This is a genomic window from Staphylococcus capitis subsp. capitis, assembly GCF_040739495.1.
Taxonomy (GTDB): domain Bacteria; phylum Bacillota; class Bacilli; order Staphylococcales; family Staphylococcaceae; genus Staphylococcus; species Staphylococcus capitis.
On record NZ_CP145263.1, the window covers coordinates 559,796 to 576,874 of the forward strand.

Sequence of the window (17,079 nt, forward strand, 5' to 3'; positions counted from 1 at the left end):
ATTTTATGACAGCGACCTTCATTATTATTTATATTGTTATAGCGCTCATACTTATTGGTCTTATTAATGTTTTTCTTTCTAAATCTAGGAAAAAAGCAAAAGGTCAAAAAGCGGAACAACGTTCGACTAAGGATTCTAAGAATCAAAGTTATCAATCTAAATTTAAAGCAAGTGATCTAGATAAACAATCTGAGTCTAACAATGCTTCAAGTCGTGTCAGAAATCATTCTGATAATATCGAAGAAGATAAAAGAAAACATCACTTCGAATCTACTAAAGAGGGAGATCAAAGATCTTCTAATGCAACACATTCAGAAAGTATATATGATGACTATCCTGGTTCTTTACGTCGTTCAGATCAACATGAAGAAGAAAACGTAGAGAAACACGATAATCAAAATAATCATTCTACAGAATCAAATGAAGAATCAGATGAAGTTTTAAATCCTATTAACCCTAATTCTGTAGAAGGTAGAGTTAATGATAAGATTAAAAACCAAGAATCTAACTTCATTTTTGGTAAAGGTATTTCAAGAGGTAAGATTTTAGCTGCAATGTTATTTGGTATGTTTATTGCGATTTTAAACCAAACATTATTAAATGTGGCATTGCCTAAAATTAATACTGAATTTAATATTTCTGCATCAACTGGACAATGGTTGATGACAGGTTTCATGTTAGTCAATGGTATTTTAATTCCAATTAGTGCTTTCTTATTTAACAAATATTCGTATAGAAAATTATTTATTGTGGGCTTAGCGCTCTTTACGATTGGTTCACTTGTCTGTGCGATTTCGTTTAACTTCCCAATTATGATGGGAGGACGTGTGTTACAAGCCATTGGTGCAGGTATCTTAATGCCATTAGGTTCTAACGTTATTGTAACGATTTTCCCACCTGAAAAACGTGGTGTCGCAATGGGTACAATGGGAATAGCTATGATCTTAGCGCCAGCCATTGGTCCAACACTATCAGGTTATATCGTTCAAAACTATCATTGGAACGTCATGTTCTACGGTATGTTCTTTATCGGTTTAGTAGCAATTATTGTAGGTATGTTTTGGTTTAAACTTTACCAACGTACCACAAATCCTAAAGCCGATATACCAGGAATTATCTATAGTACAATAGGTTTCGGTGCTTTATTATACGGTTTCTCTGAAGCTGGTAATAAAGGCTGGGGTTCGACTGAAATTGTAACAATGTTTGTTATTGGTATTATCTTCATTGTTCTATTTGTAATTAGAGAGTTAAGAATGAAGGCTCCAATGTTAAATCTTGAAGTATTAAAATATCCAACATATACACTTACAACAGTTATCAATATGATTGTAATGATGAGTTTATATGGCGGTATGATTTTACTTCCTTTATATTTACAAGATTTACGTGGCTTCTCAGCATTAGACTCAGGCTTACTCATGCTTCCGGGTGCCTTAGTCATGGGTGCTTTAGGTCCTATAGCTGGTAAGCTATTAGATACTATAGGTATTAAACCTTTAGCAATCTTTGGTATCGGTATTATGACTTATGCTACATGGGAATTAAGTAAATTGAACTTAGAAACGCCATATCTTCATATTATGGGCATATATGTATTGCGTTCGTTCGGTATGGCATTTATTATGATGCCTATTATGACAGCAGGTATGAATGCTTTACCTGCACGATTGATCTCACATGGTAACGCATTTTTTAATACAATGAGACAATTAGCAGGTTCTATCGGTACAGCTATATTGGTAACAGTAATGACGACTCAACAAACCAATCATGTTGCAGCATTCGGGGATGAATTAGATAAAACCAATCCTGTTATCCAAGATCATATGCGTGAATTAGCACAACAATATGGTGGCGAATCAGGTGCATTAAAAGTGTTATTACAATATGTTAATAAACTTGCATCTGTTGAAGGTGTTAATGATGCATTTATCATTGCTACTGTTATTAGTGCTATCGCATTAATCTTAAGCTTATTCTTACAAAGTAAGAAAAAAGCAGAAGCGTCAGCTAAAAAAGCTAACGCAGAAGATAAAACAGCTCACCAAGAGTAAAAACTAATTAAGAGATAAAAATGTGTTGTGGGGACACTTAGAGCCACTTACAATCGGAAGATTGTTAGTGGCTCTTATGCATGCGCGAGAGCGCAGGAGAACGGATTAAATTATTAACACGAATAAAAGGCCAATCCTTAACTTGATTAAAAGTTATGGATTGGCCTTTTGCATTATCTTATACGTGCTAGTCGATTACGGAAGAATAAACTAATGAATAAGAGTGCAATACTACAAGCAAGTAAAATGAGTGCATTATGTATTGCATCAGCTTCATTAATTACTTGGTCTGGAGAAACAGTTAGATAATATTGTTTGAGTGATTCAGAAATTTTTTGCGCAATCGTATGAATAATATAGCTAAAATACAAAGTAATCAGTAACATGCCAGCTAGGATAAGTAAATTAAAAATCTTCAATAATGTTCTATTAAGAATAATTGTAATTACTGTAATAAACATGCTAACTAAACAAAGAATAAAGAATATATTAAACACCATTATGAGGTTGTCTATAGATTTTTGTAAGTCATCCATATTGCCCAAATTAATATTTAAATTACCAATTTTAGTTAGAGTATCTTGGAAGTTTTGAATTTCATGGAAATTAATTGTTTTATTTGCAAAAGCAAGGTTAAAAATAGGTTGTTTCAACATACTATAACCTGTTATAGCAGTTAAAATGAGTATGATCAGATGGATGATAATACTAACCCATGAACGCTTTTTCTTCCCATATCTTTTGCCTCGGTGTATTTCTTGCTCATGAAATTGAGCGTTGAAGTTACTTAGATTTTGATTAGGTTCAGACACTAAGATGCCTCCTTTAATTTTGCTGTCCTATATTTATCATTTTCACTTTATGTTTGTTATAATTGGCTTTATTCAAGACATATACGCGCACACATAAAGTGGTTTAAGATTCATCTAACTCATATAATATTATATCTTTTTTAGAAAAATGAATATAGCACTTTAAACAAATTGTTTTATAAATTTAAAATTTGAAAAGAGGTAGGTCTAGCAAGCTATGAAAAATCGTTTAATGAATAGAGTAGTCAATAAATATATACTTCATAACAGATCAATATTTTTCGAAAATGACGATGAGGTAGAGCAATTTTTAGAAAAAAGAAGAGACGAAAATAGTAAAAAACATAAACAACCCTCATCATTAAATGTAAAAGCAAATCTTGATAAATTATCTTTAGGGGATATGCAAGTATTCAGATTTAATTTCAGACATGAGTCTAATAATAAAATTCTGTATTTACATGGGGGATACAATACATTGCAACCCTCACCATTCCACTGGAGATTGTTAGATAAATTAGCATTAAATACATTACATGAAGTTGTGCTACCTATCTATCCTAAGGCGCCGGAATTTCACCTAGAAGATACATACAACGCGATTAAGGAAGTTTATGATGAATTAGTAGCTGAAGTTGGTGTTGATCATATCGTCCTCATGGGAGACGGTTCAGGTGGCGGATTAGCTATGCGATTTGTACAATCCTTAATTGAGGAAAATGAACCTGTTCCAAGTAAACTATTCTTAATTTCACCACTTTTAGATGCGACACTATCAAATAAAATGATTACCGAAGACTTAGAAGACGAAGATATATTAGTAAGTCGATTTGGTGTGAATGAACTTATGAAAGTATGGTCTAATGGTCTACCATTAACGGATAAACGTGTTTCACCACTCTATGGTGAGCTAAGAGGATTACCTCCTGTATACATGTATGGAGGAGGTAAGGAAATACAAAATCCTGATATGAAAGAGCTCGCACGTTTACTAGAAGGCTATGGACAATTTGTTGAGTTTAATGAATATCCAAAAATGGTGCATGATTTTCCATTATATCCAATAAGACAATCACATAAAGTCATCAAACAAATTACGAAGGCTATTCGGAAATAAAGAACAAGGACTTTGGTTAAATCAAACTACCAAAGTCCTTGTTCTTTATGGTTATTCTATTATCGAATTAATATGTGTGACAATAAAATTTTGTCCCTTTAAATAGTAAAAAGATGCCATAAAATCATCAAATTGACGTGGTATGTCAGTAAAATTACTAAAAGTAAATTTCTTTTCTAAGTTTTGATCTTGAACATATTTTTCAAAATTATTATATTGAATAAGAAATTCTTCATCGATTTGGTTCTCATCAATAAGCGTAAATATTTCATCAATCGAAAACTTTTGTCCTTGTAAATAACTCATATGAATTGCTCGTTTAAAAAGTTGAGATGCAGGCCCATTAATGACTAATTCTTTCTGATTGTTTAACTCACTCAACTCAAATTTAACGTCTTCTTTCAAATCTATAAGCTCGTTTTTTATACGTTTCCTAGTAGGCATAACTATTCTCCTTTCTTAGGTATACCAATACGATGTCCTAGTTGTTTAGGCCACTCAATTTTTTCCTGTTCTAAATCATAAGCTTCTATAAATTCCATATATTTCTCAGGAAATGGTGCAGAGCGCCGTTGATTCTTGTCGATACCCATCATTATTACTTCATTTGTAGCAGCTATAGTTCCATCTTCATGCAACATTCTTAAAAATAAGTGCGTACGTTTATAATCATAGTCGTAAAGGTATAATTCTACAGTGAATGACTGATCAAGAGACAGTTCTGCTAAATATGTAGTATGTGCTTCTATTGTAAATACTGTATATTGACTTTCTTCTCTTTCTTTAAGAGATAGCCCATGACTATAATTAAACTCATTAATTACATCGCTAAAAATTACATTATAATATGCATCATGCATATGGTTATTATTATCAATCAAATCTTCAGTTACTTTTCGTGTTACAGTAAATGTTTTAGACATCTCTTATCCCCCTTGAATATAACTCTATCTTACTAAATTAAATTAACACATACACGTGATTGATTTCATGATAGAATGTAACTGAGATAATTGGAGGGGGAAGTAAGATGACAATGACCGTAAGATATCAATCTTTAACACAACCTCTTACGGAAGTATCAAATATTCAAGACGTCCCTAGTGATGCGACAATTATTTGGTATGATTTTGAAAATGCTTCAAATAAAGAAAATGAATTTCTAAGAAATAAATTCGATTTTAACTATTTAGAAATTGATGATGCTATTACAGGTATACCACGAGTTAAATACAAAGAATATAAAGAATATCAATATATGATTTTTCACAGTATTATTGATAAAGATTATTCACCCATCGCATTAAATGTATTTCTTCAAAATAATATACTTGTCACGTATCATCATAAACCTTTTCAATCTTTAAAGAGGGTCGCCGAATATAATGCTGAAAACCATGATTCAGAATTAGATTGCGCGGATATAGTGATACATATACTTGATAGTATGGTAGATAAATATTTCGATTTCGTATATGGTATTGAAGATAAAGTTTATAATTTTGAAGCTCGTCATGTTGATGATCGCTATAGTAAGAATGTGATGGAAAACGTTTTTCAGTTACGTTCAGATTTGATTAAAATTAAACGAGTTATGTTTCCAATGCAAGAAGTTGTTGATACGATTAAGAGTGAAGGTAATATCATTAAAGATGCTAAACACTCAATGTACATTCAACATATTGATGACCACCTTATTAAACAGAGGAATGTCATTAGAACAGCTCAAGAAATGACAAATGAAATTCGAGAAAATTATGAGTCATTCACCTCATTTAGAATGAATAGTATTATGCAAATACTCACACTTGTATCGGTTATTTTCTCACCTTTAACATTTATAGCTGGTGTTTATGGAATGAACTTTGATTATATGCCAGAGTTAAAATGGCATTATGCTTATTTTATATGTTTAGGCGTAATGCTTGTGATAACAATTGTTTTAGTCATCTTTTTCAAAAGGAAAAAATGGTTCTAAAACTTTAACAAAAATATTTGAATTTAAACAAAGGAAGGTATTTCAATGAGTGATTCACTGAGAGAACAAAGAAAAAATGAACATGTAGAAATTGCTATGTCTCAACATGATGCGCATCAATCTGATTTTGATAAATTAAGATTTGTTCATCATTCCATTCCTAGCATTAATGTCGATCAAGTTGATTTAACAAGTCATACTTCTCACTTTGATATGCAATCCCCAGTGTATATTAATGCGATGACGGGCGGCAGTGATTGGACGAAGCAAATTAACGAAAAGTTAGCAGTAGTCGCTAGAGAAACTGGACTAGCAATGGCGGTGGGATCTACACATGCTGCTTTAAGAAACCCTAAAATGGCAGATACATTTAACATTGTAAGACAGACTAATCCTGAGGGTATGATATTTAGTAATGTTGGTGCAGATGTGCCTGTTGAAAAGGCGTTACAATCAGTTGAATTACTTGAGGCACAGGCATTACAAATTCATGTGAATTCACCACAAGAATTGGTTATGCCAGAAGGTAACCGTGAATTTGTAACTTGGATGGATAATATAGAAGCTATTGTGAATCGCGTGGATGTACCAGTAATTGTTAAAGAAGTTGGGTTTGGTATGAGTAAAGAGACCTTTAAGTCTTTAGCTGAAATTGGCGTTCAATATGTAGATGTAAGTGGTCGTGGTGGAACGAATTTTGTTGATATAGAAAATGAACGTCGTTCAAATAAAGATATGGATTACTTAACCCAATGGGGGCAATCGACAGTTGAATCTCTACTTGAAAGTACAGATTATCAAGATAAATTAAATGTATTTGCAAGTGGTGGGTTACGTACACCTTTAGATGCAGTAAAAAGTTTAGCCTTAGGTGCTAAAGCTGTTGGTATGTCTAGACCATTTTTAAATCAAGTAGAGCAATCAGGTATTACTAATACGATTGAATATGTAGAATCTTTCTTAAATCATATGAAAAAAATTATGACGATGTTAGATGCTAAAGATATTGATTCACTTACTCACAAAGATATTGTATTTAGTCCTAAACTACTTTCTTGGATTGAACAACGTGGCTTAGATATTCACAGAGGCTAAAGTTTAATATATAAAATGTACGAAAGTATAAATTAAAGGCTGAAAGAAGGCTTCATTACGAAGCTTTCTTTCAGCCTTTTTTAGTTTAATTATATGCATGATTGTTTTAATGCTATTAGACGTTACGTATTAACTAAAGAATTGTATAAAGCTCATTACAATAATAACGCCGATTAGATCTATTAAAAATGCACCAACTATAGGAACTACAAGATATGCTTTAGGTGAGCTACCATACTTTTTAGTAATAACGTCAAGGTTAGCCATTGCATTAGGTGTCGCACCTAAACCATGACCAATAAATCCACCAACCATTACTGCAGCATCATAGTCTTTACCTAGTCCTCTGAATAATACGAAGATAGAGAATAGTACCATGAAGACAACTTGTATCAATACAATGATGATTAAAGGAATAGCGAGTGAATAAATTTCGGTAAGCTGAATACTCATTAATGCTAAAGATAAAAAGATACCAAGTGAGATATCACCAATTTGGTCGTTAATTTTTAAATCAACAATATTTAATCCAGCAAATTCTGATACATTTCGAATGATAACGGCAACAAACATTGAACCAACATACATAGGAATGTTGACGCCAGTCATGTGAGTGAATGTATCTCCGATATATGTCCCTAAAGCCATACAAAATACTAGAATTGTAAATTGAATGAAAAATATTTGTGTTGGTTTAAATTTATTATGAAGTGATTGGTTATATTCTACTTCACCATAATTCTTATATGATTCATCACGATGTTCTGGAGTAAGGTTATATCGTTTTATTAAGTATTTAACAACTGGTCCGCCGATTAATCCTCCAAAAACAAGACCTAGTGTTGCGGCAGCAAGTGCTGCGGTTACAGCGGAATCAATACCCATGTCTTGGATTGTTTTACCGTATGCAGCTGCATTACCATGTCCACCTTCCATTGACATAGAGCCAGCAGTTAACCCTAATAAAGGCTGGATATTTAAAATTTTAGCGAGAGATACACCTATAATATTTTGACATATCGCCATGATTCCACAAAACATGAAATAAAGAAGCATGACTTTACCGCCAATTTTAAACAACTTTAATGATGCGCCTAAACCAATAGTAGTGAAAAAGGCCAACATAAAGAAATCTTGTATAAATGACGCATCGAGTTTGATTTTAACAATATGTAAAGAATCAAGAATGGCTACGAGAATTGAAAAGAGTAAACCGCCTATAACTGGAGCAGGTATACATATTCTCCTTAATATCGATACATGATTAATGATTGATTGTCCGATTAAATATAGAACACATGCTAAACACAAGGTTGTGATTGCATCTAACTCTATCATAAAAATGCCCCCTTAGAAGTAGTCCCAAAACCTATGTTTAATACTTAATCTATATAATTATGTAAGCGTTATAAAAAGCCATAATAACCATTATACATGTAGAATTTAAATAAATCTAGGAAATCAAATAATATTATTTATATAAATCTAGTATTCAGAACATTTTAATTTGAATTAAATGTAAATTTAACAATAAATTAAAAAATGCACGTTAGATTTACATAATGTTAATAATCATTACCTTGCAATGTATAGTAGTGGGTGCTATATTAGTTATAACAACTACTGTGTATTGTTCAATACTGAATAATACAAAAAGGAGGTAGATACATGAACACTCAATTTAAAAAGGGCGCTCTAGAGTTAATTGTCTTATTAATTATTAAAAAAGAAGATCAATATGGGTATTCTTTAGTTCAAAATATCTCACGCTATATGACTATTGCGGAAGGGACTGTGTATCCATTGTTAAGACGTTTAGTCAAAAGTGGAGAACTTGCTACTTATTATCAACCATCATCAGAAGGTCCATCTCGAAAGTATTATAGTCTTACTGAACAAGGGCTGGAAAGATTAGACATACTTAAAAATGAATGGGATTTATTCTCTAAAGCAGTCAATCAATTTATAGAGGAGAGTGAAGCAAATGAATAAAGATCATTATTTAAAGTTACTAAAGAGATATTTAGGACATATCAATAATGATGAGAAGCAAGATATTCTAAATGAGTATGAAACACATTTCTATAGTGGAAAACAAGAAGGGAAATCTGAAGAACAGATTTCTCAAGAACTAGGTAATCCAAAATCTATTGCAAAAGAATTAAGAGCAACTGCAGCGGTCGAGAGAGCAAAAAGTAATAGCTCAATAAGTAATATTTTTTCTGCGATTATTGCAGTTATGGGACTCAGTTTATTCAATTTCTTTATTATATTGTTCCCCGCTGTCATGATCTTTTTTGCAATTGTATCTTTAATTCTCTTCACTATTTCAATGCTAGGTGCACCAATAATGCTAATTGTTAAAGGATTTATTGATGGTTTTAGTTCAATTATTCTTTACGATGTTTTTATGGCTGGACTAATGTTCGGCATTGGATTAATGGTCGTAGTTATAACTATTTATATTATTAAATGGATATATATTATGATTGTGAAATATCTAAAATGGAATGTCTCAGTTGTGAAAGGAAGTGTTCAGTCATGAAGAAATTTCTTATCACATTATTTATTTTTGGCTTTGCTTTAGTTGTTATATGTGGTATAGGTCTGTATGCACAAGGAGAAAAACTTGAAAAAGAAGATAGCTACAACGATAAAGTAACGACAAATCTCTCAAAAAAATATAAAAAAGATATTCGCTCGATTGAAGTCAATTCTGACATGAGCGATGTTACAATCAAAAAAGGAAATCACTTCTCAGTAACATCTAGAGGTGATGATAAGAATGTAAAAGTTAAGAGTTACATTAAAGATAAACAGTGGATTCTTAAAGAAGAAACTAAAGAATCAGTGATTAACTTTAGGCCTTTAAATAATGTCGAAAATCATATCACTATAACAGTTCCTAAAAAAACTAATAAATTGTCTGTGAATGCGAATGATGGAGATTTAAAAGTAAATAATATTAATGTTGAAAAAGCAAAATTGAATGCTGATTCAGCTGATATATCAATTAACAAAGGTAAGTTTGATCAGCTTTATGTGAATAATGATTCAGGAGACATTTCAACATCAAATATTAATTCCAAAAAACATATAAAATTGATCAATGACTCAGGAGATATTAATTTGCAAAAAATGCAACCTGATGTAAATACAAATATTAAAAATGATTCAGGAGATATTTCATTACATTATAAAGAAAAGCCTAAAGATACCCTTTTAAAAATACATAATGATTCAGGTGATTCTTATGTAGGGTTAAGGGAATTAAAAGATAAAAAAGTAGGTAATGGTAGTAAAAAACTACAATTATTTAATGATTCAGGAGATATTAAAGTGAATTAAATACAAAGAAGCGAGGAAGCTCTTAACGAGTTCCTCGCTTTCTAATTATTTCCAAGTATGATCTGGGTTTTGAAAGTCTGATTTACGCATTCGTGATACATAGGGATTTCCTCTGACAGTATAACGTAAGGGTTTATCAGTCCATTCTCCTTTATTTGGGATGCCTATTCTTCCACTTTCAATTATTTCTTTAGGAAATTTTCTATTTTTAGTATCTATGGATAATCTGCAATCATTTAATGTTGAGCCATCGATAGCTCTTGGTATATTTAAAGCTTTAGTCCATTTACCTGGACCGTTAGTTATCTCATATCCAGTTTTTCCACGATTAGCTTTCATTGCTTCAATACCGTCTTCTGGTTCAATTGCACGAATGAGTACTCCTTCTGGAACTCCCTTAGTGCGAGTAACAAAATTAATCAATAAATGAGTATGCATGACATGTGCGTATATGGTCCCACCATTTTTGTATAGTGAGGTGACTTTGGGAGTTTGCTTTCCACCATAACCATGTGCAGCCTTGTCTTTAAAACCTAAGTAGGCTTCAGTTTCTACAATGTAACCAGAATAATATTGGTATTCATCTTGATATATGATTTTAACCCCTAATAAATCTTTTGCTGTTTGAATCGTTTGTTTATTAATAAAGTCCACTGTGATCTCACCTTAGAAATTTATAATAAGAATTCTTTTTGACTTTTAAAATTGAGAAATAAATTTAATTATATATTTTGATTAAACTTATGTTTTGATATACTCAAAATGCTAGTTACTTTCCAAGTGTACTCTTCTTAATTTATCAAAGAGTAAATAAATTTAAAATACTTTTACATAACAGAGCATAAAGGAGATTTAAATATGCGACAAAAAGCGAGATTTGGACAAGCGCTTAAATTATTTTGGTCTAACTATGTGAACTTCAAAGGACGCTCAAGACGTAGTGAATTTTGGTATGCTATGTTGTGGAATTTAATATTTATGATTCCTGGCATCATAGGACTATTTCTTGGGTACGTTTTTATTATTTCTGGTGCAATAAGTAATAAAGAAGGTAGTCTTCTCTTCGGTGGAGCGTGTCTTATTATAGGTGGTTTATGGTATCTAATCTATTCACTCGCAACATTAATTCCCAATTTAGCTATTTTAGTGCGTAGATTTCATGATTTGTCACTTTCAATGTTGATACCTATTTGTTTTATTGTTGCCAATTTTATCATATATATCATATCTAATATTATTGTGGAAAATCCTAATACGTCTGAAAATGGATATGCTTTAACTTTTATTATGATATTAAATATATTCATCTGGGTTTTCTCAATTTATGTTTTAGTGATGACATGTTTAAATAGTAAAAAAGAAACTAATAAGTATGGTCCGAGTCTTAAATTTACAGATTTCAATCATAGTTTAGATGGCGAAAATCATAATCCATTAGATAAAGATGAATAATTTCAAATTTTAAGCGATCTCTTTATGAGGTCGTTTTTTTAGGTAAGGATGTCGTATATAATTGACTATTCATTGTTCATTTTATTATGATAAAAGTAATTATGATTGAGGAAAAGGGGCTGTAACATTGAATAGAGTAAAGCAATATAGAGCACATCAAAAAATATCGCAACTTGCTTTAGCCCGAGCAGTAGGCGTTTCTCGACAAACGATTAATATGATAGAAAATGATAGATATAATCCATCTTTGAAATTATGTATAAACATCGCTAAAGAACTCAATGTCACATTGAACGATTTGTTTTGGGAGGATAAAAATGGTTAGCAAGCTATTTAATGTCAAAGACGAGTATCAACTAGAACAATTTAATCGCTTATTTGCTAAAATAAGTGCCCTTGTATCTATTTTAATGTTGGCTTTGTTATATTTTGAAGCTATTTTTGATGTTGAGAGGTCTTATTTATCACCTTATATAATAGGTGTATTACTTTGTCTCATCGTATTAGCATGTATGTTAATGACAAATGGATATAGTGTAGAATCGAAAGAAATATATGTTAGAAATGAAGAAGAGAAAAAGTGGCTTAAAAAATTGAGTTTTAAAAAACGTATGATAGCTTTCGGTCTCACTAGCATTTATTTACTTTTAGTAAATTTAATCATTGTGCCTTTAGTAATTAAGGGTCATATCGATAGGTTTCAATTATCGCTAATTATTCCATTTGTTGTACCATTTATAAATATGATATCAAGTGATAAAAGGATTAAAGTATCAAAGACGCCTACCGCACCAGCTAAGGAAAAACTGAATACCACAGATAGGTTACTTAATCTAATCCCTCAATACAATTTTAGCGATGAGTATGAACGAATGAGAATAGAAATGGAATATGCTAAAATTGCATATGGTTTTTACCTGCATTATTAATCATATCCATTGTTGATATCATCATTTCAGTGGTTATGCACCATATGCCGTATGCACCTTTGATTACACTTCTTATAATTGTCATTTTTATAGCCATTGCTTTATTCAAAGTACGCAAGATAAAAAAAGCTTAAAATAATAGTGGTCAAAGTAAAATATCTACTTTGACCACTATTTATTATTTGTGTATATAAGATAAAGTTGGATGTTCACGTCCAAGAATATCATGAAGTTGACGATACTTATCAAAGAGTCTTTTATAAGCTTTCACTTTTTCGCTTTCAGGTTCTTTAACGTAATGAATAGGTTGCTTCATATGTTTTACAGCATCTTTAAGCGTTGAATAAGCACCACCAACATTTGCGCCTAACATAGCAGCGCCTAATGCTGTTGCGTTTGATGATTCCAGCATAACTACTTTTTTATTTAACACATTGGCGTAAATATCGACTAAGAGTTTACTTTTTTTAGGGATACCCCCAGAAGCATAAACGGTATGAACAGGAATATGATGGTCTTCAAATTGATTCATTATCATTTTTGTACCGAAGGCAGTAGATTCTAAGTAAGCACGATGAATCATTTCGAAAGGTGTTTGTAATGTTAAACCGAACACACTACCTGTAAGGTGACTATCACTTAGAATACTTCTATTACCATTGTGCCAATCAAGTACTATAACATGTTGATCTTCTACATTAATATTACTTGCTAACTCTTCCAAGTACTCAAGTAAGGGGACATCATTTTCAAGAGCAGTATCAGTAATTGACTTAGGTGCTAATTGTTCTGAGTAACTAAATAGATCACCAACTGCGGCTTGGCCTGCTTCATAAGCATATAAACCAGGTATAATAGCATCTTTTACTGAACCTGTTATTGCAGGAATAGGTTCTTGTTTAGGATCTAGCATAAGGTGGCAGGTACTCGTTCCAATTACAGCTGTGAATTCGCCTTGTTCAATGGCACCTGCTCCTAGAACGCCTGAATGTGCGTCAATCATGTATGGAGAAATTTGAACTTGAGAGGGAAGTCCCCACAATTCCTGATAATATTCAGCTAAAGTGCCTGCGCTTTCTCCAATATTAATTACTGGTGCTTCACATTTTTCTTTTACAATATTAGGTAAATCTTTGTCTACAGCTTCGAAAAACGCATAGTTAAAACCATTTTCTCTATCCCAAAAGCCTTTGAAGCCTATACCGCAATTGGAACGTATATTTTTATATGTAAGTAAACTGGTAATGTAATCTCCAGCTTCCATAATATAATGAGTGTGTTCTAACAATTCAGGAGCTTTATGTTTCATTTCAAGTATTTTCGGAATCATCCATTCACTATTAACGCTTGAACCATAATAATCAAGCCAGTTCTGATTCTCTTGTTGATTAACTTCAACCATTTGTGTTGCTTCATCTTGAGCCCCATGATGCTTCCATAATTTGACATATGCATGGGGATTACTTTTAAAATTCTCATGTCTATGTAGAGGTTCAAAATGTTCATCTAAAAATACAATAGTACAACTTGTAAAATCTACACCAATTCCTATTACCTCATCTCTATTCACTTGACTTTCTTCTAATACATGCGTAACACCATTTTCAAGTATGTACTGATAATCATCAGCATTCTGTAAAAAATAATTACGCGGTAACGTTTCCCCGTATAGTGATTCAGCAATAGTACCGTGAGGATATGTCTCTTCATAACTTGAAATAATATCGCCACTTGATGTATCCACCAGAATCACTCGACCAGAAGCGGTGCCATAATCAATTCCAATACTGTAGCTCATTTTACTAACCCCTTTATTTTATGAAGATAATCAACGTCTATTTAACGATGGATTGTTTGTGAATAATGATAGGGCTTTCAAAATTATTTGTAAAGTTTATTAATTTTATGAAGTTTACTTATATTATGCAATTAAATAATGTTATATTGAAAAGGAATTCAAAATAGAAATTTTAGTGTTAGGAGTAGAAACGATGGGTTTGTTAATTGAACATGTCACCAAGAAATTTGGAGATTTTACGGCAGTAAATGATATTTCGCTAAGACTTGATAAGGGGAAAATGTTGGGATTCTTAGGGAGAAATGGTGCTGGAAAAACAACGACATTTCGCATGATTCTTGGCTTAAGTGAAACAACTACAGGCCATATTACATATGAGGGGAAAAATATTAACAAACATATGTATAACAAAGTTGGCTATTTGCCAGAAGAGCGTGGCCTACATCCCAAAATGACTGTAGAGGAAGAACTCACTTATCTTGCCACTTTAAAAGGTTTATCAAGTAGAGATATTCAACAACGTATTGATTATTGGTTAGAGCGATTTGCAATTACTGAGAATCGAAAGAAACATATTCAATCTTTATCTAAAGGTAATCAACAAAAAATTCAATTACTTGCAAGTATGCTTCATGAGCCAGAATTACTTATTTTAGATGAACCTTTTAGTGGGCTAGATCCCGTTAACGTGGAATTACTTAAACGTGCAGTTAAAGATTTAAATGATAAAGGGTCTACTATAATATATAGCTCACATCGAATGGAGCACGTTGAAGAACTATGTGATGACGTTTGTATTATTGATAAAGGACAACTTGTTGTTTCAGGAGATATACAGAAAGTTCGCTCTGAACATGGTAATAAATTAGTTATCGTCGAATCAGATCACCAGATAGATGGTCTTAATGATATACCAGGAATTTTGAAAAAGGAGCATCGTAAACATGATGTTCGCTTAACGATTGAAAATGAAGCGGTTGCGGAAAAGATTTATAATACTGTAATTAAACAAGGATACGTGAGACGTTTTCAAGTCTTAGAACCATCGCTTAATGATATATTTATCGATAAAGTAGGTGAACTACATGAGTAAATTTTGGTCAACATTCAAACTCACTTATATGAGTAAAATTAAATCAAAAGCATTTATTATATTTATGGCCATCGTTGTTGTGCTCATGGTTGGACTTTCAAACATAGATAAAATTATGGGGTTATTTGATCATGGTCCAGATAAAGTAGGTATAGTTACACAGAATGAACAAATATATAAAGTGTTAAAGCAACAAGGACATAGTCTTGAAGATGATGCGAAATTTAAAAAAGTAAGTAAAACCAAAGCAGAAAAGTTAGTTAAAAATGAAAAATTAGATAGAGCCTATATAGTCAATCAAAATAAAGATAATCAATTGTCAGGTACTATATTAAGTAAGGACAATGTTGATGTTGAAGATAAACAGCGGTTTACTGAAGTATTAACAACAGTGCAATCTCATTTAGTTGCCTCAAAGCTTGACTTAAGCCAAAAAGAGTTAAAACAATTGCAATCGCAAAGTCATGTAGATAGTAAAATCATGTCTGATAAAGAAGATAGTCAATTAAATTCTGGCCAAAAAACGCTAAATTACATTTTGATTTACGCAACATTAATGCTAATATTTTTCATCATTTTCAACTTTGCAGGTCAAGTGGCAATGGAAATTGCTACGGAGAAAACATCACGGGTGATAGAAATGATAATTACAAGTGTTTCACCAGTTGTACATATACTTGCTAAAATTGCTGCAGTAATTGCTGTTGCTTTCACTCAAGTTATTATGATTATTCTTACGGCATTAATATGTATATTTGCATTTGATTTAAAGAAATTGTTCAAAAACTTTGATATACAAATGAATTACCTTGCATGGCAAATTATTGTTGTGAGCTTGCTATGTCTGATTGTAGGTATTTTCTCTTATGTGTTGCTTGCAGCTATTCTTGGATCGCTCGTCTCAAGAATTGAAGATATGAATCAAACTTTAATGCCATTAACATTATTAGCTATGATTGCATTTTACATCGCGATATTTAGTATCATGAAGCCAGATATGTTACTCACTAAGATTACAAGTTTTATACCATTTTTAGCACCGTTCGAATTATTAGTACGATCTCAATCATCTGATCTAGACATATGGGAAATTATTGTCAGCATGGGGTTATCAGTGATTGTGATTATTTTACTACTATGGATAGCAGTAAAAACATATAAAGATTCTGTTCTCACATTTGAGAAAGGATTATTTAAATCTATACATCGACTCATTAAAAATAAATAACTCAGTAAAGCCAAGTATTTGAATTTTCATCAAATATTTGGCTTTTTATGTGGTTAACCTATGGAATAATAAAAGAAAAAGTGTAACAATATGTAAGTGAAAACATCGTCGTTAAATTAATGATAGATTTATAGAATTTAACATTGATACAATGTAACTTAACATATTAAAT

General features: G+C 31.8%; 18 protein-coding genes. 12 read left to right on the forward strand and 6 right to left on the reverse strand.

The genetic code is table 11. The features are described 5' to 3' along the window. The first annotated feature begins 5 nt into the window (after positions 1 to 5). Positions 6 to 2,057, forward strand: a complete 2,052-nt coding sequence (locus V6C74_RS02690) for a DHA2 family efflux MFS transporter permease subunit (protein ID WP_016898613.1) — start codon at positions 6 to 8, stop codon at positions 2,055 to 2,057. A 173-nt stretch (positions 2,058 to 2,230) separates the two neighbouring features. On the opposite strand, the gene V6C74_RS02695 is transcribed toward V6C74_RS02690, so the two are convergent. Then, entirely contained in the window at positions 2,231 to 2,869 is a 639-nt protein-coding gene (locus V6C74_RS02695) for a hypothetical protein (RefSeq protein WP_002453878.1), read from the reverse strand. A 217-nt stretch (positions 2,870 to 3,086) separates the two neighbouring features. Between V6C74_RS02695 and V6C74_RS02700 the strand changes: the two genes are divergently transcribed. Further along, positions 3,087 to 3,986: an alpha/beta hydrolase gene (locus V6C74_RS02700; protein ID WP_002453877.1), complete on the forward strand. Its 900-nt coding sequence runs from the start codon at positions 3,087 to 3,089 to the stop codon at positions 3,984 to 3,986. 51 nt (positions 3,987 to 4,037) lie between these two features. Here V6C74_RS02700 and V6C74_RS02705 read toward each other — a convergent pair whose 3' ends face one another. Both V6C74_RS02705 and V6C74_RS02710 read right to left on the reverse strand, forming a co-directional pair. Continuing rightward, positions 4,038 to 4,430 (reverse strand): hypothetical protein, encoded by a 393-nt coding sequence (locus V6C74_RS02705; protein WP_002453876.1) that lies wholly within the window; start codon positions 4,428 to 4,430, stop codon positions 4,038 to 4,040. A 2-nt stretch (positions 4,431 to 4,432) separates the two neighbouring features. Then, complete coding sequence (locus V6C74_RS02710) at positions 4,433 to 4,909, reverse strand: thioesterase family protein (RefSeq protein ID WP_002453875.1); 477 nt, start codon at positions 4,907 to 4,909, stop codon at positions 4,433 to 4,435. A gap of 107 nt (positions 4,910 to 5,016) precedes the next feature. On the opposite strand from V6C74_RS02710, the gene corA reads away from it, so the two are divergent. Both corA and fni read left to right on the forward strand, forming a co-directional pair. After that, complete coding sequence (gene corA, locus V6C74_RS02715; RefSeq protein ID WP_002453874.1) at positions 5,017 to 5,964, forward strand: magnesium/cobalt transporter CorA; 948 nt, start codon at positions 5,017 to 5,019, stop codon at positions 5,962 to 5,964. Between the two features lie 45 nt (positions 5,965 to 6,009). Next, positions 6,010 to 7,059, forward strand: coding sequence for a type 2 isopentenyl-diphosphate Delta-isomerase (gene fni, locus V6C74_RS02720; protein ID WP_002453873.1), 1,050 nt, complete (start codon positions 6,010 to 6,012; stop codon positions 7,057 to 7,059). Positions 7,060 to 7,188: 129 nt separating this feature from the next. On the opposite strand, the gene gltS is transcribed toward fni, so the two are convergent. Continuing rightward, positions 7,189 to 8,397 carry a sodium/glutamate symporter gene (gene gltS, locus V6C74_RS02725; RefSeq protein ID WP_002453872.1) on the reverse strand — a complete coding sequence of 403 codons (1,209 nt, stop codon included), beginning with the start codon at positions 8,395 to 8,397 and terminating at the stop codon, positions 7,189 to 7,191. A gap of 330 nt (positions 8,398 to 8,727) precedes the next feature. On the opposite strand from gltS, the gene V6C74_RS02730 reads away from it, so the two are divergent. From V6C74_RS02730 to V6C74_RS02740, 3 genes are read left to right on the forward strand one after another with little or no spacing between them, the layout of a single operon-like run. Further along, a complete protein-coding gene (locus V6C74_RS02730) occupies positions 8,728 to 9,051 on the forward strand; it encodes a PadR family transcriptional regulator (RefSeq protein WP_016898615.1) in 324 nt (107 codons plus the stop codon). Next, positions 9,044 to 9,604 (forward strand): DUF1700 domain-containing protein, encoded by a 561-nt coding sequence (locus V6C74_RS02735; RefSeq protein WP_002453870.1) that lies wholly within the window; start codon positions 9,044 to 9,046, stop codon positions 9,602 to 9,604. Before V6C74_RS02730 ends, V6C74_RS02735 begins: the two co-directional genes overlap by 8 nt. Then, complete coding sequence (locus tag V6C74_RS02740; protein ID WP_002453869.1) at positions 9,601 to 10,407, forward strand: DUF4097 family beta strand repeat-containing protein; 807 nt, start codon at positions 9,601 to 9,603, stop codon at positions 10,405 to 10,407. The genes V6C74_RS02735 and V6C74_RS02740 overlap by 4 nt, the downstream gene beginning before the upstream one ends. Positions 10,408 to 10,452: 45 nt before the next feature. On the opposite strand, the gene V6C74_RS02745 is transcribed toward V6C74_RS02740, so the two are convergent. Beyond that, positions 10,453 to 11,061: a DNA-3-methyladenine glycosylase gene (locus V6C74_RS02745; RefSeq protein WP_002453868.1), complete on the reverse strand. Its 609-nt coding sequence runs from the start codon at positions 11,059 to 11,061 to the stop codon at positions 10,453 to 10,455. A 204-nt stretch (positions 11,062 to 11,265) separates the two neighbouring features. On the opposite strand from V6C74_RS02745, the gene V6C74_RS02750 reads away from it, so the two are divergent. From V6C74_RS02750 to V6C74_RS02760, 3 genes are all read left to right on the forward strand, one after another. Continuing rightward, positions 11,266 to 11,859: a DUF805 domain-containing protein gene (locus V6C74_RS02750; RefSeq protein ID WP_002453867.1), complete on the forward strand. Its 594-nt coding sequence runs from the start codon at positions 11,266 to 11,268 to the stop codon at positions 11,857 to 11,859. Positions 11,860 to 11,986: 127 nt separating this feature from the next. Continuing rightward, positions 11,987 to 12,184, forward strand: coding sequence for a helix-turn-helix transcriptional regulator (locus V6C74_RS02755; protein ID WP_002453866.1), 198 nt, complete (start codon positions 11,987 to 11,989; stop codon positions 12,182 to 12,184). Then, complete coding sequence (locus V6C74_RS02760) at positions 12,177 to 12,788, forward strand: hypothetical protein (protein WP_002453865.1); 612 nt, start codon at positions 12,177 to 12,179, stop codon at positions 12,786 to 12,788. The genes V6C74_RS02755 and V6C74_RS02760 overlap by 8 nt, the downstream gene beginning before the upstream one ends. A gap of 178 nt (positions 12,789 to 12,966) precedes the next feature. Here V6C74_RS02760 and V6C74_RS02765 read toward each other — a convergent pair whose 3' ends face one another. After that, positions 12,967 to 14,586 carry a ribulokinase gene (locus V6C74_RS02765; RefSeq protein WP_002453863.1) on the reverse strand — a complete coding sequence of 540 codons (1,620 nt, stop codon included), beginning with the start codon at positions 14,584 to 14,586 and terminating at the stop codon, positions 12,967 to 12,969. 193 nt (positions 14,587 to 14,779) lie between these two features. Between V6C74_RS02765 and V6C74_RS02770 the strand changes: the two genes are divergently transcribed. Both V6C74_RS02770 and V6C74_RS02775 read left to right on the forward strand, forming a co-directional pair. Continuing rightward, positions 14,780 to 15,679 carry an ABC transporter ATP-binding protein gene (locus tag V6C74_RS02770; protein WP_002453862.1) on the forward strand — a complete coding sequence of 300 codons (900 nt, stop codon included), beginning with the start codon at positions 14,780 to 14,782 and terminating at the stop codon, positions 15,677 to 15,679. Further along, on the forward strand, positions 15,672 to 16,907 hold the full coding sequence (locus tag V6C74_RS02775) for an ABC transporter permease (protein ID WP_103175490.1): 1,236 nt from the start codon (positions 15,672 to 15,674) through the stop codon (positions 16,905 to 16,907). The genes V6C74_RS02770 and V6C74_RS02775 overlap by 8 nt, the downstream gene beginning before the upstream one ends. The last annotated feature ends 172 nt before the right edge of the window (positions 16,908 to 17,079 follow it).